General features: G+C 72.9%; 12 protein-coding genes and 1 tRNA gene. 9 read left to right on the top strand and 4 right to left on the bottom strand.

What is annotated here, in order from left to right; genetic code table 11:
- Positions 1-138: 138 nt before the first annotated feature.
- Positions 139-1,122: an aldo/keto reductase gene (locus ACFWXQ_RS13900; RefSeq protein WP_383955220.1), complete on the top strand. Its 984-nt coding sequence runs from the start codon at positions 139-141 to the stop codon at positions 1,120-1,122.
- Positions 1,119-3,470, top strand: coding sequence for a helix-hairpin-helix domain-containing protein (locus tag ACFWXQ_RS13895; RefSeq protein ID WP_383955217.1), 2,352 nt, complete (start codon positions 1,119-1,121; stop codon positions 3,468-3,470). The genes ACFWXQ_RS13900 and ACFWXQ_RS13895 overlap by 4 nt, the downstream gene beginning before the upstream one ends.
- Before the next feature lie 312 nt (positions 3,471-3,782).
- Here ACFWXQ_RS13895 and ACFWXQ_RS13890 read toward each other — a convergent pair whose 3' ends face one another.
- Complete coding sequence (locus ACFWXQ_RS13890; RefSeq protein WP_383955214.1) at positions 3,783-4,487, bottom strand: hypothetical protein; 705 nt, start codon at positions 4,485-4,487, stop codon at positions 3,783-3,785.
- A gap of 47 nt (positions 4,488-4,534) precedes the next feature.
- Between ACFWXQ_RS13890 and ACFWXQ_RS13885 the strand changes: the two genes are divergently transcribed.
- Positions 4,535-4,723: a DUF5703 family protein gene (locus ACFWXQ_RS13885; RefSeq protein WP_005319466.1), complete on the top strand. Its 189-nt coding sequence runs from the start codon at positions 4,535-4,537 to the stop codon at positions 4,721-4,723.
- Positions 4,724-4,855: 132 nt separating this feature from the next.
- On the opposite strand, the gene ACFWXQ_RS13880 is transcribed toward ACFWXQ_RS13885, so the two are convergent.
- From ACFWXQ_RS13880 to ACFWXQ_RS13870, 3 genes are all read right to left on the bottom strand, one after another.
- Complete coding sequence (locus ACFWXQ_RS13880) at positions 4,856-5,701, bottom strand: chaplin family protein (protein ID WP_383955211.1); 846 nt, start codon at positions 5,699-5,701, stop codon at positions 4,856-4,858.
- A 207-nt stretch (positions 5,702-5,908) separates the two neighbouring features.
- Positions 5,909-6,142: a chaplin ChpH gene (chpH, locus tag ACFWXQ_RS13875; protein ID WP_055613317.1), complete on the bottom strand. Its 234-nt coding sequence runs from the start codon at positions 6,140-6,142 to the stop codon at positions 5,909-5,911.
- Between the two features lie 181 nt (positions 6,143-6,323).
- Positions 6,324-7,703 carry a M20/M25/M40 family metallo-hydrolase gene (locus ACFWXQ_RS13870; protein ID WP_383957395.1) on the bottom strand — a complete coding sequence of 460 codons (1,380 nt, stop codon included), beginning with the start codon at positions 7,701-7,703 and terminating at the stop codon, positions 6,324-6,326.
- Between the two features lie 145 nt (positions 7,704-7,848).
- On the opposite strand from ACFWXQ_RS13870, the gene ACFWXQ_RS13865 reads away from it, so the two are divergent.
- From ACFWXQ_RS13865 to ACFWXQ_RS13840, 6 genes are all read left to right on the top strand, one after another.
- Positions 7,849-7,933: transfer RNA gene (locus ACFWXQ_RS13865), tRNA-Leu, on the top strand.
- A gap of 307 nt (positions 7,934-8,240) precedes the next feature.
- Positions 8,241-12,116, top strand: a complete 3,876-nt coding sequence (locus ACFWXQ_RS13860; RefSeq protein WP_383948509.1) for a Pls/PosA family non-ribosomal peptide synthetase — start codon at positions 8,241-8,243, stop codon at positions 12,114-12,116.
- Positions 12,104-13,567, top strand: coding sequence for a M1 family metallopeptidase (locus tag ACFWXQ_RS13855; protein WP_383948506.1), 1,464 nt, complete (start codon positions 12,104-12,106; stop codon positions 13,565-13,567). Before ACFWXQ_RS13860 ends, ACFWXQ_RS13855 begins: the two co-directional genes overlap by 13 nt.
- 106 nt (positions 13,568-13,673) lie before the next feature.
- A complete protein-coding gene (locus ACFWXQ_RS13850; RefSeq protein ID WP_383948503.1) occupies positions 13,674-13,997 on the top strand; it encodes a trypco2 family protein in 324 nt (107 codons plus the stop codon).
- 13 nt (positions 13,998-14,010) lie between these two features.
- A complete protein-coding gene (locus ACFWXQ_RS13845; protein ID WP_383948500.1) occupies positions 14,011-17,655 on the top strand; it encodes a hypothetical protein in 3,645 nt (1,214 codons plus the stop codon).
- A gap of 191 nt (positions 17,656-17,846) precedes the next feature.
- Entirely contained in the window at positions 17,847-19,253 is a 1,407-nt protein-coding gene (locus ACFWXQ_RS13840) for a hypothetical protein (protein ID WP_383948497.1), read from the top strand.
- Positions 19,254-19,342: the final 89 nt, after the last annotated feature.

Below are 19,342 nucleotides of genomic sequence, written 5' to 3'. Positions count from 1 at the left end.
TTACTGATCAGTAACGTCCCTTGTGCGGCACCCTAGCGCGCCGGTGGGCCCAGTGGCAGGGACCGGGTTGGGGATCATGTGATCCTGGTTGTCCACAGGGCCCCACACACCGACTTGTGGCCAGTAATCTCAGCCCACATGGAGCAGAGGCATCTCGGCCGTACCGGCCTTCGCGTGTCCCGCATCGGACTCGGCACCCTCACCTGGGGCAGGGACACCGACGAGCACGACGCCGCGGACCTGTTGAAGGGGTTCTGGGAGGCGGGCGGGACCCTCGTCGACACGGCCGATGTGTACGGGGACGGGGAGGCCGAGTACCTCCTCGGGCAGCTCATGGAGGGGCTGGTGCCGCGCCGGGATCTGGTGATCTCGACGAAGGCGGGGAGCGTGCCCGACCCGGACCGGCGCTTCGACGGCTCGCGGGGACATCTGCTCTCCGCGCTCGACGCCTCACTGGCCCGGCTCGGCACCGACTATGTGGACCTGTGGCAGATCCACGCCTTCGACCCCGAGGCGCCGCTGGAGGAGACCCTCCAGGCTCTCGACATCGCTGTCAGCAGCGGCCGCGCACGGTATGCCGGGGTCTCCAACTTCTGCGGCTGGCAGCTCGCCAAGGCGGCCACCTGGCAGCTCGCGGCGCCGGGAACACGCACGCGGCTGGCCAGTACGCAGATGGAGTACTCGCTGCTGCAGCGCGGTGTCGAGCGCGAGGTGCTGCCCGCGGCGCTGGACCTGGGCATCGGTCTGCTGCCGTCCTCTCCGCTGGGCCGGGGTGTGCTGACGGCCAAGTACCGGCACGCGACGCCGGCGGACTCACGGGGCGCGTCGGAGCAGCTGGCGCCGTTCGTCGCGCCGTACCTGGACGACGCGGCCAGCCGCATCGTGGAGGCGGTGGCGACGGCCGCGGACGGCCTCGCGGTGACCCCGCTCCAGGTGGCCCTCGCCTGGGTCCGCGACCGGCCCGGCGTGGCCGCCCCGATCATAGGCGCGCGCAACGCGCTGCAGCTCACGGCCGCGTTGTCAGTGGAGACCCTTAGTCTTCCTGACGAGATCTGCCGAGCGCTCGACGATGTGTCAGCGCCCGTGCACCACTATCCCGATCACGACTGGAGCACGCTGTGACCACGGATCCCGCTGCCGCGGAGGAAACCGAGCCGGTGACCGGCCCGGAGCCCGGGGGGCCCGGGGCCGGGCCGGGGGCCGACGACGACGGGGGTTCCGCGGACGGGAGCCGCGCGACTGCCGACCCCGGCGACGAAACCGCCGCAGGCTCGACGGACACGACAGACGCGACGGACACCGGCAGCGGTGAAGACGGGCCGGCGGAGTCGGAAGGTCCGGCCGCGGACGGCGGTTCAGGCGACGGCACCGCCGCCGCCGACACCGCGGCCCAGTTGTCCGAGGCCGAGGCCGAGTTGGCCGCGCAGCGGGAGTTGCGGGAGCGGATCGAGCGGCGCAAGGCGGAGAAGGAGGGGCCGGTCCAGGCCGGGGCGCGCCTGAGCGGCAAGGCCGCCGAGCTGCTCGCCGCCGTACGCGCGGTGGAGAGCGGGGAGAAGCCCCCGGCGAGCGTCTTCACCGAGCCGGAGCCCGCGCCGCGCAGGTCCGCGCCGGAGCCGGTGCGGCAGCCGCAGGCCATGCCCTCCGCCACACCCGCGCCGGTGACCTCCGAGGCCGTCGACTCCGTACGGGCCGTGCTCGTCGAGGGCGGCGCCCCGGAGGCGTTGGCGGCGCAGGTCGCCGCCGCCCTTGGCGAGGGGGCCGACACGCAACTGCGCGAGGACCCCTGGCAGTTGCTGCGCGTGGCCGGGGTCAGGCCCGAGCAGGCCGACGGGTTCGCCCGGGCACTGCTCGGCGCGGAGTGCGGTCCCGACGACGAGCGGCGGGGCCGGGCGGTCACGGTCTGGCTCCTGGAGCAGGCGGCCCTCGCCGGACACACGGCCCTGGAGGCGCAGGCGCTCCACACCGCGCTCGCCCAGCGCTCGGTGCCGGATCCCGATGCCGCCGTGCAGAGCGCCCTCGCCGAGGGCGACGCCCTGGTCTTCCAGGACGCGCTGGACGAGCCCGGCACACCGCCGGTTCCCGTGCCCTCCGCGGGCGAGGACGAGAGCGAGGACGAAGAGGGCGAGGCGGAGCGTCCGGTCCGCGTCCTCATCGGCCTTGAGCGGTACGCGCTCGCCGAGGAGAGCCTCGCCGACGGTCTCGCCCGGGTGGTCAACGCACTGCCCAAGGAAGACGGTTCGGCCGCGGACTGGGAGTCGGCCGCGACCGGCTCCGCCGCCGAGCTGATCCGCGCGGTCGCGGGCCACGGCCTCGTCCTGCACACCGGCGGCGAGGCGTCCCGCGCGGAACCGGCGGCCCTGGCCGCGGCCGCCAGGTCCCTCGGCCTGCGGGTGTGCGCCGCCGCCCACACCCCGGACGGCCGCCGCCGCTTCGCCGCGCTGCTCGCGAGCGGGGAGAAAGCGCGGGGCACGGACGAGCCGCACGACAGCACGGTCGGCGGCGCCGCGACCCACGAGGCCGTGACCACCGTCGGCGGACTGCTCTCCGGGGCCGAGGGCCCGGGGCGGGACACGGACGGCATGCTGCGGACCGACCTCCTGATCGTGCTCGACGCGCCGCAGCTCGACGTGGAGAGCGCGGCGATGCTCGCGGAGTCGCTGCCCGACGGGGCCCGGCTCGTGCTGAGCGGGGATCCCGGGGTGCTGTGGTCGGCGGGCCCCGGACGGGTCTTCGCGGATCTCCTCGCCGCGCGCGCGTGCCCGCAGGTCGCCTCGCGGACTCCCGACCCCGGCCCTGTGGGCGAGCTGGTCTCGGGCATCGGCATCGGCGAGCTGAACCAGGTGGCCGCCCCCGGCAAGGAGGTCGTGATCGTCCCGGTGCGCGACGCCGGAGAGGCGGTCCACCGGACCGTGCAGCTGATCGCGGACTCGGTGCCGCGGGCCATCGGCATCCCGGCCGAGCAGACCCAGGTGATCACCCCGGGCCACGGCGGCGCGGTGGGCACACGCGCGCTCAACACCGCGCTGAAGGAGCGGCTCAACCCCGGCCCGGGCCGCTTCGGCGGCTTCGACCCGGGTGACCGGATCGCGTACTCCCCCGCGCCGGGCCACACGGTCCCGGGCCATGTGGTGAAGGCCGACGCCGACGGGCTGCACCTGGAGTGCGCGGGCGCCCCCGTCGTCGTACCGAAGGAGCGGGTGGAGCAGACCGTGCGGCACGGCTGGGCGCTCACCGCGCACCAGGCGGTCGGCGTCCGCTGGCCCGCCGCGGTCGTGGTCCTGCCCGGGGACGCCGCCCAGGCGCTCACCCGGCCCTGGATCTACACCGCCTTCGGCCGCGCCGAGCAGCACCTCTCCGTGGTCCACGGCGTGGACCAGGCACTACCGCGCGCAGTGGCGGAGGTCGCCGCGAAGCCACGCACGACCCGGCTGCCGGCCCTGCTCAGAACCCAGATCCCGGCGGCCGGCTGACGCCCGCGCCCCGGGCCCCACGGGTCCGGGGCCCCAGCCTCGAACCCGACCTCCGGGCCCGGACACCGCGAGGTGGCCGAGGTGGCCGAGGTGGCCGCCAAGCCGCGTACCACCCAGCCGCCGGCCCTGCTCAGAGCCCAGGTCCCCGGCCGCCGGCTGACGCCCCCGCTCCGAGCCGGGCCCACGGGTCCGGGGCCCCAGCCTCGAACCCGAACTCCGGGCCCCGGACACACCGGTGGCGGTCACCGGGCTCCTCGCCCGACGACCGCCACCCTAAGAACCGGTGTGAACCGGTGTGAACCGGCTGGGGTCTCAGCGGTCCGCGTCGAGCGGCTCCAGGTCCTCGTCCTCGTCGAGTTCCGGCTCGGCGGCGTCCTCGATGTCGTCGTCGAGGTCGGCCCCGGCCTCCTCGTCGAAGACGGCGCTGACGTCGAAGCGGCACACCACCTGATGCGGATCGGCGTGGTCGAACGGCGCCTCCAGCCACTCGCCCGGCTCAGCGGGTTCGTCCGCCGCGGTGACCCACAGCGTGGAGTCGGCCTCCTCCAGACCGAACTCCTTGTGCCGGGAGGCGATCTCGTCGGGCTCGAACTCGCCGAAGAGGACGCCCAGGGCACCGTGCACGGTCCCCGAAGCGGCGTCGAAGCCCGCGGCCGCGGCCCCGGACTCCTCCACGGCCTCCACCCGCTGCGCCTGCGCCAGCAGCCGCTGCGGCTCCACCACTGTGTAGTCCCGGCGGATCAGCACGCTCAGCGCGTTGGGCTCCTCCGGCCCGGTGTACGGCAGCGCGTCCTCGGTGCCGGGGATCTCGAAGGGAGTGACCTCGTCATAGCGGTCGTAGAGGAGCTCGTCGTACTCCTCGGCGGCCGCGGCCAGCTCGTTGAACGCCTCGTAGACGGCCGGGTCGTCCTCACCCGTCCTGCGCTCGACCGCCGCCAGGTGACGGTCGAGCGCGGCCTTGACCGCCTCGGCGGCGGCGCGTACCTCGGCAGCGGTGGGCTGCGCAGCATCAGACATAGTGCAGACGCTATCCGTACACGGCCTCCGCACGCACAATAGATGCGATGCCGGAATACGAATTTGTCGACGTGTACGTGCCGCGCGGGGTCTCCCGCAAGGAAGCGACACGACTGCTGACGGACCATGCCGAGTACGGACACTGGGAGTTGGACCGCCTCAGCCTCCACCGGGACGGCAGCCGCAGAGTGCGGTTGCGCCGGCGGATCATCCGCCAGGTGCGTGCCACGTGGTGACGAGGGACGGCTGAAACGGAGCGGGCCCCGCGCGTGCGGGGCCCGCTCCGTCGACCCCCGCGGGGGCGGGTTCGCCTGCTCCTGGGGGCCTTTGTGGTGCCATGACACCGTTTGTCGTGTCATGGCCTCGTCTCACGCGGAGGCGCGTGCCTTGCGGTAGAGCACGGCGCCCGTCAGCAGCGCGCCCGCGCCCACCGGCAGCGCGAGACCGAGCGGCAGCTCACTGCCGGTCTGCGCCAGCTGCTCGGAGCCCTTGGGCTGCGAGACGGCCTGGGCGCCCGGGTGGTTCGGGTTCGAGGAGCCCAGGTCCACGTCACCGTTCCGGCCCGGTCCACCGGGACCGTCGGAGCCGTCAGAGCCGTCGGAGCCGTCGGGTCCACCGGGCCGACCCGGGTCACCAGGGTTGCCCGGGTCCCCGGGCTGTCCCGGCTGACCGGGCTCCCCCGGCTTGCCCGGCTGACCCGGGTCCCCGGGGTCACCCGGCTGACCGGGCTTTCCCGGAGGGTTGGGCTCTCCGTAGCCGGGCGGCGTCGACCCGTGCCCCCGGCCGGTGTTCGAGCAGTCGTTGCCCGTGGCCGCGTTGCCGACACCGCCGACGGAGACGCTGTTGCCGCAGACGTTGACCGGCACGTCCACCGGAACCTGAACGTGGTTGCCCGAGCCCACGCCGGGTGACTTGCTCGTGTGCCCCCCGGCGTGCGATCCGCCGCCGGAGTGGTGGTGACCGGAGCCGCCGCCCTTGTTGGCGCACTTGTTGCCCACCGCCGGGTTGAGCGCCCCGACCACGTTCACGGTGTTGCCGCAGACGTTGACCGGCGCGTGCACCGGCGCCTGCACCGAGTTGCCCGAGAGCACGCCCGGGGAGTCCGAGGCGCTGCCGTGCGCCCCCGAGTCGGCCTGTGCGTAACCGCCGGTGGCGGCGAGGACGCCGGTCGCGGCCGCCACCGTCATCAGGCCTTTGCGGGTGACCTGTCGCATAGCTTTCCCTGCCTTGTGATCCTTGTGAGCCCTGCGGCTTCAGGAACGCGCACGCGCCGGGATGCGCGGGCGCGGAATACGGAATGCCGAACACGGAATGTCGGCGGCCCCGGAGCGCATGGCGTGCGCTCCGGGGCCGCGGACTCAAGACCCTCATGGGTTTTCAGGCCTTCATGGGGTGCAGGCCCTCATGAGGTGGGCACAACGTCAGACGTTGGTGCAGGTGTTGCCGAAGGCAGGGTTCAGCAGCCCGATCACGGAGACCGTGTTGCCGCAGACGTTCACCGGCACGTGGATGGGCGCCTGGATGACGTTGCCCGAGAGCACACCGGGAGAGTGCACGGCAGCACCCTGAGCACCGGAGTCGGCAGCCGCGATACCCGCACCGGCGAGAACGATGCCACCAGTGGCAGCAGCAGCGGCGACGATCTTCTTGATCATTATTCCTCCTTGTTGGCAATGCGATCCCAGCCGCGGATCGCATCACCTGTAACGAGGAGGGAGTAATAGGGCTACGAGCTTATGAGCCCATTCACTCTTCTCAGTCGACTCCGTACGCGCTGGCGATTATTGGAGTGTCGTTTCAGCGGGTTAATTCAGGACGCTTCGAGGAAGCGGGGGTTCAGGACGCCTCGATGAAGCGGTCCAGGACCCGCACTCCGAACTTGAGGGCGTCGACCGGGACCCGCTCGTCGACACCGTGGAACATGCCGGCGAAGTCCAGCTCCGGCGGCAGCTTGAGCGGGGCGAAGCCGAAGCAGCGGATGCCGAGGTCGTCGAAGGACTTGGCGTCGGTGCCCGCGGAGAGCATGTACGGGACGGCCCGGGCGATCGGGTCCTCGGCGGACAGCGCGGTCTGCATGGCGTCCACCAGCGCCCCGTCGAAGGTGGTCTCCAGCGCCTTGTCGGCGTGCACGTCCTCGCGCTTCACGTTCGGGCCGAGGATCCGGTCCAGGTCGGCGAGGAACTCGTCCTCGTAGCCCGGCAGATAGCGGGCGTCGACGTGGGCGGTCGCCTGGCCGGGGATCACGTTCACCTTGTAACCGGCGCCCAGCTGGGTCGGGTTGGCGGTGTTCTGGAGCGAGGCGCCGATGAGCTTGGCGATACCGCCGAGCTTGGCGAGCGTCGCGTCCATGTTCTCCGGGTCGAGCTCGGTGCCCAGCGCGTCCCCGAGTTCGTCGAGGAAGTGCCGCAGCGTCTTCGTCACGCGCACCGGGAACTTGTGGCGGCCGAGCCGGCCGACCGCCTCGGACAGTTCGGTGATCGCGTTGTCCCGGTGGATCATCGAACCGTGTCCGGCGGTGCCGTCCACGGTCAGCTTCATCCAGTGCATGCCCTTCTGGGCGGTCTCCACGAGATACAGCCGCAGATTCTCGTTGACCGTGAAGGAGAACCCGCCGACCTCGCCGATCGCCTCGGTCACACCCTCGAAGAGGTCCGGGTGCTTGGTGACGAGGTGCTTGGCGCCGAACTTGCCGCCCGCCTCCTCGTCCGCCAGGAACGCCAGCACGAGGTCCCGGGGAGGCTTGCGGCCGCTGCGCACCCGGTCGCGTACGACCGCGAGGGTCATCGCGTCCATGTCCTTCATGTCGACCGCGCCGCGGCCCCAGACACAGCCGTCGGCGATCTCGCCGGAGAACGGGTGGTGCGTCCAGTCCTGGGCGTTGGCCGGTACGACGTCGGTGTGGCCGTGGATGAGCAGCCCGGGACGCGAGCGGTCCTCGCCCTCGATCCTGACCACCGTGGAGGCGCGGCCCTGGTGCGACTCGAAGATCTGCGGTTCGAGTCCCACCTCGGCGAGCTTCTCGGCGACGTACTCGGCGGCCTTGCGCTCACCCGGGCCCGAGTGGTCGCCGTAGTTGCTGGTGTCGATCTGGATCAGCTCGCGGCAGAGGTCGACGACCTCGTCCTCACCCGTGACGCTCCTGGTCCTGTCCGGCTCACTCACGCTGCTTCCTCCCACGCTGCCTGCCGGCGGTGTTCCCGTCGGCGGTCCGTCCATCCTCCCTCTCCGACCCTGCCCACCCCAAGGGCGGACCAGGCCCGTCACACGTCGTTCACGCCCGCCGGCCCGTGATCGGGGGCCCTCGAAAGCCTGGTAATGTTTCCTCCGTCGCCGCGAGGGAAACCCGCGCGACAGACACCTTGTCCGGGTGGCGGAATGGCAGACGCGCTAGCTTGAGGTGCTAGTGCCCTTTATCGGGCGTGGGGGTTCAAGTCCCCCCTCGGACACATCGCACGAGTGAGGGCCGCGACCGGCTGGTCGCGGCCCTCACTCATTGTCTACGACCCCTGGCTCAACGGTGTTACGGCCATGTGTGGGGCAGATCTCGTCAGGATGACATACCCCCACGTCAGAGCCTTGGCGCACAGGCCCTCCAGCCCCTCCCGGGGCCTCCTCGCATGGCTGAGCCGCAGGTCCGGGGCTAGCGTCGTACTAAAATTACACGCTTGTTCGGAGCTGACCGGAACATCCCCAGGCATACCTGCGGGCCCGACGGCTCCCCCGGACATTCCGGGAACGACACGTGAGGACCCGATGGCAGCCCTCGAGCAAGGACCCGCACTAGCGCTGTTCGACGAAGAGGTACGCGCGGAGTTCGGCGACCCGGCACGCTTCACCGCCGCTTCCGCCGCCTCGCCCCGCACCCTCGTCGACATCCTCGACGCGTCCGTACGGGCCTACCCCGACGAGCCCGCGCTGGACGACGGTCACCGCTGCCTCAGCTACCGCGCCCTGGCCGTCGAGGTCGAGGCCCTGAGGCGGCGGCTGAGCGCCGCCGGGGTGGGCCTCGGCGACCGCGTGGGCGTCCGGGTCCCCTCGGGCACCAACGAGCTGTACGTGGCGATCCTGGCCGTCCTCGCGGCGGGCGCCGCCTATGTGCCGGTCGACGCCGAGGACCCGGACGAGCGGGCCGAGCTGGTCTTCGGCGAGGCCGGGGTACGGGCCGTCGTCGGCGCCGGGCACGAGCTGACCGTCAACGGCCGCAGCGAGACGTCTGCCGCGCGGCCCGGTGTCGAACACGACGCCTGGATCATCTTCACCTCCGGTTCGACCGGCAAGCCCAAGGGCGTGGCCGTCAGCCACCGCAGCGCCGCCGCCTTCGTGGACGCCGAGGCCGAGCTGTTCCTGACCGACGACCCGATCGGCCCTGGTGACAGGGTCATGGCGGGTCTCTCCGTCGCCTTCGACGCCAGCTGCGAGGAGATGTGGCTGGCCTGGCGGTACGGGGCCTGTCTGGTGCCCGTGCCGCGCTCCCAGGTGCGCAGCGGCGCCGATCTGGGGTCCTGGCTGGTCGAGCAGGAGATCACCGTCGTCTCCACCGTGCCGACGCTGGCCTCCCTGTGGGAGCCTGAGGCTCTCAACGAGGTCCGGCTGCTGATCTTCGGCGGTGAGGCCTGCCCGCCCGAGCTGGTGCAGCGGCTGGTCACCGAGGGCCGCGAGGTCTGGAACACCTACGGGCCGACCGAGGCCACCGTCGTCGCCTGCGCCTCCCTGATGACCGGCGAGGAGCCGATCCGTATCGGGCTGCCGCTCAACGGCTGGGAGCTGGCCGTCGTCGACGACTCCGGCGAACCGGTGCCCATGGGCGGCAGCGGCCAGCTGGTGATCGGCGGAGTGGGCCTGGCCCGCTATCTCGACCCCGAGAAGGACGCCGAGAAGTACGCCCCGCTCGAGTCGCTCGGCTGGGAGCGCGCCTACCGCAGCGGTGACCTGGTCAAGGCCGAACCTGAGGGGCTGGTCTTCCTCGGGCGGGCCGACGAGCAGATCAAGCTCGGCGGCCGTCGGATCGAGCTGGGCGAGGTGGACACCGCGCTCCAGGGACTGCCCGGCGTCGCGGGTGCCGCGGCCGCGGTCCGTACCGCCCGCAGCGGCAACCAGCTGCTCGTCGGCTATGTCGTCACCCAGGAGGGCTGGGACCACGCGACGGCCGTCGAGAAGCTGCGCGCCGAGCTGCCCGCCGCCCTGGTCCCGCTGCTCGCGCCGGTCGCCGACCTGCCGACCCGGACCTCGGGCAAGGTCGACCGCAACGCCCTCCCCTGGCCCCTGGAGGGCCTGGAGACCGGCGGACCCGCCGAGCAGCTGTACGGCACCGAGGCATGGCTCGCCGAGCAGTGGAGCGAGGTGCTCGGCATCCCCGTCGGATCGGCGCGGGACGACTTCTTCGCGATCGGCGGCAGCAGTCTCGCCGCCGCCCAGCTGACCACCCGGCTGCGCACCCGCTACCCCAGCGCCGCCGTCGTCGACATCTACCAGCAGCCCGTGCTGCGCAAGCTTGCCCGGCATCTGGAGAAGTCCGCTCAGAGTGACGGGGCCACCCGCGAGATCCCGCCGGTGCCCCTGCGCGCCAAGATCGTTCAGCTGCTGGTGCTCGTCCCGCTGTTCACCCTGCTCGGGCTGCGCTGGACCGTGGCGCTGGCCGCGCTGGGCAACGTACTGCACTGGTTCGGTCCGTATCCGTGGGTGCCGACCGCCTCGTGGTGGGTCGTCGCGGCGGGGGCCGGGCTGCTCTTCAGTCCGCCGGGGCGGCTCGCGATCGCGGCCGGCGGTGCGCGGCTGCTGCTGCGCGGTCTGAAGCCCGGACGGTACCCGCGGGGCGGGAGCGTGCATCTGCGGCTGTGGACGGCCGAGCGGCTGGCCGAGTTCAGCGGGGCGACCTCGCTGACGGGGTCCTGGCTGGAGCGGTACGCCCGTGCGCTCGGCGCCAAGGTCGGTTCCGAGGTGGATCTGCACTCGCTGCCGCCGGTGACCGGCATGCTCAAGCTCGGCCGGGGTGCCGCCGTGGAGTCCGAGGTGGACCTGTCGGGGCACTGGCTGGACGGTGACCGGCTGGAGATCGGCACGGTCAAGGTCGGCGCGCACGCCGTGGTCGGCACCCGCAGCATCCTCTTCCCGGGCGCCCGGGTGGGCAAGCGGTCCGAGGTGGCCCCCGGTTCGGCCGTGTCCGGACACATCCCCACCAGCCAGCGCTGGGCCGGAGCGCCCGCGGCCAAGCTCGGCAAGGCCAAGCGGGACTGGCCCAAGGAGCGCCCGCAGCGGGGTACGTACTGGCGCGTGATGTACGGCGCGACCGGCTTCGCACTCTCCGCGTTGCCGCTGGTCGCCGGTCTGGCCGCGCTGCTCGTGGCGAGCGTCTTCGTCTCGCCGGACGCCGGGCTCGGCGACGCGCTGCGGGGTGCCGCGGTCGCGCTGGTGCCGGCGACGCTGGCCTTCGGTCTCGCCTACGCGCTGATCCTGCTGGTCAACGTACGGCTGCTCAGTCTCGGGCTGCGGCCCGGTACGCATCCGACGCACAGCAGGATCGGCTGGCAGGCCTGGACGGTCACGCAGTTGATGGACCGCTCCCGTGACACGCTGTTCCCGCTGTACGCCGGGCTGGCCACACCGGTGTGGCTGCGGCTGCTCGGCATGCGGATCGGGCGGGGCGCGGAGGTGTCGACGGTGCTCGCGCTGCCGAGCCTGACGACGGTCGGCGAGGGCGCGTTCCTGGCCGACGACACACTGACCGCGCCGTACGAGCTCGGGGGCGGCTGGATGCGGATCGGGCGGGCGGAGATCGGGCGCCGCGCCTTCCTCGGGAACTCCGGGATGACCGCGCCGGGCCGTTCCGTGCCGGACGGCGGTCTGGTCGGGGTGCTGTCCGCGACGCCGAAGAAGGCCAAGAAGGGCAGCTCTTATCTCGGCCTGCCGCCGGTCAAGCTGCCCCGCTCCACGCAGGGCGGCGACCAGAGCCGTACGTACGACCCGCCGGCGCGGCTGCTGTGGGCGCGCGGTCTGGTCGAGCTGTGCCGGATCGTGCCCGTCTTCTGCTCGGCCGCGCTGGCCGTGCTGACGGTGGCGGCGCTGAGCGCACTCGGGGCCTGGGCCTGGGCGCTCGCCGGGATCGTGCTGCTGGGCGCCGGGGCCGCCGCCGGGCTGCTTTCCGTGATCGCCAAGTGGGTGCTCGTGGGGCGCCACCGCACCGGTGAGCACCCGCTGTGGAGCGGGTTCGTGTGGCGCAACGAGCTGGCCGACACCTTCGTCGAGGTCGTCGCCGTGCCGTGGTTGGCCGGGTCCGTGCCGGGTACTCCCGTCATGAACCTGTGGCTCCGCGGCCTCGGTGCCCGTATCGGCAAGGGCGTCTGGGTGGAGAGCTACTGGCTGCCCGAGACGGATCTGGTGACACTTGAGGACGCGGCGACGGTGAACCGTGGCTGTGTGCTGCAGACCCACCTCTTCCACGACCGGATCTTGCGGACGGATACTGTGGTCCTCCGTGAGGGCGCCACGCTGGGCCCGGGCGGAATCGTTCTGCCCGGCAGCACCGTCGGGGCGCGCAGCACACTGGGACCCGCGTCCCTCGTCATGGCGGCGGAATCCGTTCCCGACGACACCCGTTGGCTGGGCAACCCGATCGAGGCATGGCGTCCCTAGGCGCGGCCCGTACGGCGCCCGGGGAGGGAACACCGGCACGCCGTACGAGCACAGCGCAGGGAGCAGACACTTCAGTGGTTCAGCAGACAGTGGGAGCGGATCCGTACTTCCCGGCGAACGGTGATCCCCGTTACCGGGTGCATCGGTACGAACTCGCCCTGGACTACCGTCCGGGACCCAACCGGCTGTCCGGCACCGCGCGCCTGAACGCGATAGCGGGGCGGTCGCCGGTCGCCGAATTCCAGCTGAACCTGGCCGACTTCAGGATCGGCCGGGTCAGGGTCGACGGACGGGCGACGCACTACACGCACCGCGGCGGCAGGCTGCGGATCCGCCCGCCGAAGCCGGTCCGGGCCGGCGCCGCGTTCACCGTGGAGGTGCACTGGTCGGGCAACCCCAAGCCGGTGCGCAGCCCGTGGGGCGGGCTCGGCTGGGAGGAGCTGGAGGACGGGGCGCTGGTGGCCAGCCAGCCGGTCGGGGCGCCGTCCTGGTACCCGTGCAACGACCGCCCGGCCGACAAGGCCTCCTACCAGATCTCGATCACCACGCCCTCGGCGTACTCAGTGGTCGCGGGCGGCCGGCTGCTGACCTGTACGACCAAGGCGTCCACGACGACGTGGGTGTACGAGCAGTCGGCGCCCACGTCCAGCTATCTGGTCGGGCTGTCCGTCGGGAAGTACCAGACCGTGCTGCTCGGCGATCCGGGTCTCGGCGGTGTCCCGCAGGCCGGGCACGTTCCGGCGCACCTGCTCACCGAGTTCTCCCGGGACTTCGCGCGGCAGCCCTCGATGATGCAGCTGTTCGAGGAGCTCTTCGGCCCGTACCCGTTCGGCGAGTACGCGGTGGTCGTCACCGAGGAGGAGCTGGACGTCCCGGTGGAGGCACAGGGGCTCTCCCTGTTCGGCGCCAACCACGTGGACGGGGCGCGGAGTTCGGAGCGGCTCGTGGCGCACGAGCTGGCCCATCAGTGGTTCGGCAACAGTGTGAGCATCGCCGACTGGCGGCACATCTGGCTGAACGAGGGCTTCGCGAAGTACGCGGAGTGGCTGTGGTCGGAGCGGTCCGGCGGGCGCAACGCCCAGGCGCTCGCGGACCTCTCGCACCGCAAGCTGTCCGCGCTGCCGCAGGACCTGAGGCTGTCCGACCCGGGCCGCAAGCTGATGTTCGACGACCGGCTCTACGAGCGCGGCGGGCTGCTGGTGCACGCGGTGCGGTGTGCGCTGGGGGACGACGCGTTCTTCCGGATGCTCCGCGGGTGGGCGTCGGTGCACCGGGGCGGCACGGTCACCACGGCGGCCTTCACGACGCATGTGGCCCGGTTCGCGACCGAGCCGCTGGACGACCTGTTCCGGTCGTGGCTGCATGACACTGCCCTGCCGCCGTTGCCGTCTCCCGGCAGGGCGATTCCGGCGCGGCCTCCGTATCCGCCCTCGAACGCCGACTCCGTGTAGCGCCCGGCGGGGTCCGGCTCGCCGCCCGGGCCGGGGGTGCCGGGAGACGCGGGTGTCATCATGGACGGTGTTCACGGTGCCGCAGCGAAGTCACGGGGGTCGTGCGATGGGCAGTGAGAGCGGGGCTGTTGCCGGTGGTCTTGCCGAGACGATCGAGGCGTTGCGGGCCGAGTTGACGGCCGCGATGGCGCGCGGCAGCGGTGAGCCGCTGCAGTTCGAACTCGGGCAGGTGGACGTCGAGTTGGCGCTCGCCATCACGCGCGAGGGTTCCGGCAGCGGCGGACTGAGCTTCGGAGTGGTGTCGTTCGGGGCGGCGGGAAAGGCCGCGTCGGAGACGACGCACCGGCTTTCCCTCACGCTCAACCCGGTGGCGGCGGGCGCGGAAGGCCCCGTGCGCGTGACCGCCGACGTCGACGGCGAGCCGCGCTGAGGAGGACCTGGACGTGCCGTTGACCGCTCAGCGTGTCGCGGAGGTGTTCAACCCCCGGGCCGGCGTGGTGGGTTCGGGGTGGTTCGTCACGCCGCAGCTCGTACTCACGGTGTGGCACGCGGCCGAGGGCACGGCACCTGTCGGCGAGGCCACTCCCGGTGCCCCGCCGCCCCGCCGCGCCCTGTCCCCGGCGGCGCTGGACGAGCTGGCCGAGGGCCGCGAGCCGTGCCGGGTAAGGGCGTTGTCGGACGCCACCGCGGGGCGGCCGTTCCGGGACGCGGTGACGGTGTGGTGGCGGCCCGAGTGCGATGTGGCGCTGCTGCTGGTCACCGAGGACGCCGACCGGGCGACGCCGTCGGCCGGGTGGCCGACGACGTACTGGGCCGATCTCGTCTCCGCCGACCCGGTCGAGGTCACAGCCGTCGGCTTCCCCGACCACGATGTGGTGGGCAGGGTGCGCGAGTCCCGGCAGTTCGGCGGGGTCGTGCATCCGCTGTCGGGGGTGCGGTCCGGGCACTGGGTCATCACGACCGGCGCGCTCGCGCGGCCCACGCCCGGCAGCGGCTGGGCGGGGATGTCGGGGGCCGCGCTGTTCGCCGGGGACCGGCTGGTGGGACTTGTCACCGCCGACGCCGGTGGCGGTTCCGGAGCCGTAGCCGAGCTGCGGGCCGTGCCCGCGCGGACGTTCGCGGACGATCCGCTGCTGGCGGAGTGGATCCGGTGGGCCGGCGGAGCGGGCGCCTGGGCGTACGGGCGGATCGAGCGGCCGGAGCGGGATCCGGGGCGGGCCGACTCCGGTGACGGCACGCGGCTCCAGGGCACGGACGGTCGCCGGAGCACCTCGCCGAGGCTGCCGGGCACCACGGGATGGCCCTGGCGCCGGCGCCACCGTCCGCTGCTGCCGCCCGAGTTGCTCGCCGCCGCTCCCGCGCCCGACGAGGTACGCGACCGGGGCGGTCTCACCTACCGGGCCGCCGAGCCCGGCGAACTGGCCCGCGTCTACACCCAGCAGCGCCTCGACACCACCGCCGACCGGGACGCCGAGGCCCCGGCCGGGCCCCTGCGGGTCACCGGGCAGCCGGTGTCCGTCGAGCGGCTCCTCACCGATCCGACCGTGCGCCACATCGTGGTCACCGGGGAGGCGGGGGTCGGCAAGTCCAGCCTGCTGGAGTACGTGGAGGCCACGGCCTGGCAGTGGTGGCGGGGCGCGACGCGGGCGGACGGGCCGGACGGGGCGCCGTTCGGGCCGCTGCTCCCGCTGCGGATCGCCGCGCGCGAGCTCGTGGGGCACGACTCGATCGCGTCGGCCGCGGGGCCGGGGGCGCGGGCGTTGCTGGACGCGGGGCCGCCGGTGCCGGGCGCGCGGGTGCTGGTGCTGGTGGACGCGCTCGACGAGGTGACCGGGCCCGAGGACTGGCGCCAGGTGATGGAGGTCCTGCTCGCGGCGGCCCGGGAGAGCGCGAGCGGGCCCGGCATGGAGCGGCGTCTGCTGCTGTCCGCGCGCAGCCTGCACGACAGCGCCTGGCGCGGCCTGGCCGGCGCCGGAGCCACGGAGTTCCGGCTGCAGCCGTTCACCGTGGAGCAGTTGCACCGATTCGTGATGGCCCATCAGACGGGCGGCCCCGAACGGCTGTTGGACCCCGAGGTCCACGAGCGGGCCGCGGCGCGGGCGGCGGAGTTCGTGGCGTATGTGCGGGGCAACGGCATGCTCGACCTGGTGCGGCTTCCGCTGCTCGCGCATCTCGCGGTCGGCCAGTACTTCGACCTGGGCGGCGAACCGCGCGTGCAGAACCGCCGGGTCGACCTGTACGCGCGCGCCGTGGCGGAGTTCCTCGGCCGCTTCCCGCAGCGGCAGAGCCCGTACGAACCCCATCTGCGGGACCGGATCGAGGAGTTGCTGGGCGGGCTGCGTGAGCGGCACGCGCGCGAGGCCCCGCGGCACACCGCCGTCACCGTCGCGCTGCGCGGTTTCCTCGGCGATCTCGCCGACACGTATCTGCGGCACGGCACACCGATCGTCGGCGCCGCCACGGGACTGCTGGCCGATCCGGCCGAACCCGCGGACGGCGACCCGTACCGGCATCGGGCGGTGACCGCGCTGCTGGAAGCCACCGGGGTGGTCGTCGACGTCCATACGGCTCATCCCCGGTTCCTGCACCGCACGTTCGCCGAGTACCTGGCCGCGGAGCACCTCCGGGACCGCTACGGCACGGATCCCGCCACCTGGGGCGACGCCCTCGCCGACGCCGACACCCGGGTCGCCGCGCTGTTCGCCTTCGACCGTCATCCGCCCGACGTACGGCGCGGGATCGCGAGCGAGCTGGCCGCCGATCCCGAACGGGTCGAGCAGGCGGCGTCGTTGCTGGCGGAGGGCATGTGCGACGACGACACCCGCGGCCGGATCCTCGAACTCCTCTGGCGCCGCCCCGACGAGCAGGAGCGCGACACGGCCCCGGTCGTCCGGAACTGGCGCGGGACCCACTCCTCGCTCGCGCATCTGCCGCAGCAGCGGCGCCGGCTGCACGACATGGCGACGGACCCCCGCTCCGTGCCCGTGGACCGGATCAACGCCGCCGGGGCCCTGGCCGGTCACGACGCGCGCGGCACGGACCTGCTGCGGACCTTCGCGCACGACGGCTCGTACCCCCTGGACCTGCGGATCGCCGCGGCGTGGTACCTGGCCCACATCGACCGGGAGGCGGGCACGGAGCTGCTCGCCCGGTTCGCGGACGACGCGCCGTCCCGCCACTGCGCCGTGGCCGCCGCCCGGCTGGCCGACCACGACACCTCCGCGGGCACGTCCCGGCTGCGCGCCCTGGTCGCGGACCCGCGCTGCCCCGACGTGGCCAAGGTCGACGCGGCCATCGCGCTGTGCGCCCACGACCTGACGGCCGGGACGGACTGGCTGCGGCGGTTCGCCGCCGACGGTCGGTTCTTCGCGGACAGCCGGGTGTACGCGGCCGACGCGCTCGCCGCCTCGGCCGAGGGCGACGACCGGACCCGGGCCGAGGCGACCCTGCTCCTGGAGCGCATCGCCCGCGACGAACGGGTGGACGCCGGCTACCGCGTCGAGGCGGCGCACCGCCTCGCCCGTTACCGGGCCGACCCGGGCACGCTCCTCCTGCGCGAATTCGCCGACGGCGCCCTGCACGGCCGTTACAGCTGCGACGCCGCGGTTCTTCTCGCGCAGCACGACCACGCGGAAGGGGCTCGCGCGCTGGACGCCATCGCCCGCGCCGCCGGCCAGGAGCCCCAGCACCGACTGCGCGCGGCAGTCGAGCTCGCCCACTACGAACCGGCCGACGGTGAGGCCCGGTTGGCCGCGCTCGCCCGGGAGCCCGGCTGGGACGAAGGCCCGCGCATCCGGGCGGCCGCGCTGCTCGCCGACCGCAACCGGGAGGCGGGGCTGCCCCTTCTGCGGTCGTACGCCGTCGAGTCGGCCGGCGAGGTCCGCGTGGTCGCCGCGCGTGCCCTGGCGGACGTGGACCGTGAGGAGGGGCTGCGGCTGCTGCGGGAGCTGGCCGAGTCACCGGAGGCCGGCCGTTCCGTACAGGTCCGTGCGGCCACCGCCATGGGCGACTTCGATCCGCGGCTGAAGGACGCGACGCTGCGCAGGCTCGGGGTGGACATCAAGCCGGGCGGCTGGTTCTCCACCTGACCTGACAACGTGCTGGTTGCCGGTTGCTCGTTGTTGGTTGGTCGTTGCCGGTTGCTCGTTGCTGATTGCCCGTTGCCGGTTCTCCACGTTCTCCACGTGACAACACGCTGGCTCTCGCCGTGACACCTGCGACAGAATGTGTCCGGACGGTGACCAGGGGTGGAAGCTCACCAACGGGGAGGCGGCACACGGTGATCCCGCGCATCGACGGTGGTCCGGATCCGGTCGGCATGGCGCGAAAGGTGGCGCGCAAGGGCGACTGGCGCACCCTGTGGTGGCTGATCCTCTCCCTGCCGCTGCCCCAGGCCGCGGGCGCGGCGGCCCATCTGAAACGCCGCAAGTGGGACCCGCCGTCCGACGCCGACGCCCGCCTGGCCGACGTGCTCACCGGGCTCTCGCCCAAGGAGACGACCAGGCTCGGGACGGAGTTGTTCGACCGCACGACCCACAGGCTGTCCGACACGCTGGACTTCGCCAGTCCGGTGGGCTTCTCCGTGCGCCACCCGGTCGTGGCGCTCTCCCTCAGGGGCCGCGACGCACACACCTCGCGCGTCGTCACCGTCGACCGGACGGGCGTGCGGTCGACGCTGTACGAAGGGCCCGCGCAGCACTGGTCGCTGTGCGCCATCGACAGCGAAACGGTCGTGGCCCGGCGGGAGTTCGACAGCGGGGGCTACCGCGGCGACACGGAGGTCGTCGAGTACACACCCGGCCGGGAGGCCGTACTGGCCCAGGGCAGCGGCCTGTTGGACGCGGTGGTGGAGGCGACCGCGACGGGCTTCGTGATGGGCACGAAGCTGAACGGCGTGGCCTTCGCCCTCGCGGACGGCGAGCAGGAGCAGCTCAACCTGCGGGAGTTCGGCCTCCGGCGTGCCGACCTGTTCGCCGTCGACGCCACCGGTACCCGGATCGCCTTCGCGGACGACACCAGGATCCTCGTCACCGACAGCAGACTGCAGCCGATGCACGACATCGTCGTGGAGTCACTGCGGCACGGCTCGATCAACGCGATCACCTTCACCGAGGACTCCATCGTCACGGCCGGCTACGACAAGGGCCTGTACCGCTGGCAGGTCATCGGCGGCCGTCTCCGCGGACTGCACGACGGCTGGCACTCGTCACCGCGTACGTTCTTCCGGCTCAACCCGGTGGCGCCGTGGAACCTCCTGGTCGCGGAGGGCGGCAACGTCAACTACCACTACGACATCGCCTCTCTCGAACGCAGCCCGGCCCCGCCCTTCCTGGTGCAGGCGGGGCCCGACAGCAAGGACGACGAGCTGGGACTCCCGCGCGCCGTAGGGAAGTTCGCGTCGTCGCCGTACGGACGGCTGGCGGTGTACGAGGGCATGCTCGCGGTGCCCACGAGGAACTCGTCGACGGACTTCTACTCGACGGTCGTCCAGGACCTGGAGCACCCGCTCAACCTGCTGATGAAACCGCTCTCGACCCTCACGGCCGCCGACGCGGACCGGGTCCGCCCGCACCTGGACGCGCCGTCCGGCACGCCGAGCACGTACGCCCTCACCGCCACCGAGCGGGCCGTACTGGCGGCGGCGGTCGAGGCGTGCGCGTGGGCACCGAAGGTGACCGGCGGCTGACGGACGCCAACTGGACCCAGGTGCCGTCGAGTTCGTCGACCGGGAAGACCACGGAGCCGTTCTCGCGGGAGGATGTACTCGTGTCGGGG

The sequence above is a fragment of the Streptomyces sp. NPDC058697 genome (assembly GCF_042715345.1).
Lineage (GTDB): Bacteria > Actinomycetota > Actinomycetes > Streptomycetales > Streptomycetaceae > Streptomyces > Streptomyces liliifuscus.
This window is presented reverse-complemented; position numbering and strand designations above follow the sequence as displayed.

Excerpts from the sequence above, each read along its gene's own strand:
- ACFWXQ_RS13855 (WP_383948506.1), top strand. The coding sequence starts at position 12,104 with ATGGCGTCCCTAGGCGCGGCCCGTACGGCGCCCGGGGAGGGAACACCG.
- ACFWXQ_RS13850 (WP_383948503.1), top strand. The coding sequence starts at position 13,674 with ATGGGCAGTGAGAGCGGGGCTGTTGCCGGTGGTCTTGCCGAGACGATC.
- chpH (WP_055613317.1), bottom strand. The coding sequence starts at position 6,142 with ATGATCAAGAAGATCGTCGCCGCTGCTGCTGCCACTGGTGGCATCGTT.
- ACFWXQ_RS13870 (WP_383957395.1), bottom strand. The coding sequence starts at position 7,703 with ATGGACGGACCGCCGACGGGAACACCGCCGGCAGGCAGCGTGGGAGGA.
- ACFWXQ_RS13880 (WP_383955211.1), bottom strand. The coding sequence starts at position 5,701 with ATGCGACAGGTCACCCGCAAAGGCCTGATGACGGTGGCGGCCGCGACC.
- ACFWXQ_RS13860 (WP_383948509.1), top strand. The coding sequence starts at position 8,241 with ATGGCAGCCCTCGAGCAAGGACCCGCACTAGCGCTGTTCGACGAAGAG.
- ACFWXQ_RS13890 (WP_383955214.1), bottom strand. The coding sequence starts at position 4,487 with ATGTCTGATGCTGCGCAGCCCACCGCTGCCGAGGTACGCGCCGCCGCC.
- ACFWXQ_RS13885 (WP_005319466.1), top strand. The coding sequence starts at position 4,535 with ATGCCGGAATACGAATTTGTCGACGTGTACGTGCCGCGCGGGGTCTCC.
- ACFWXQ_RS13900 (WP_383955220.1), top strand. The coding sequence starts at position 139 with ATGGAGCAGAGGCATCTCGGCCGTACCGGCCTTCGCGTGTCCCGCATC.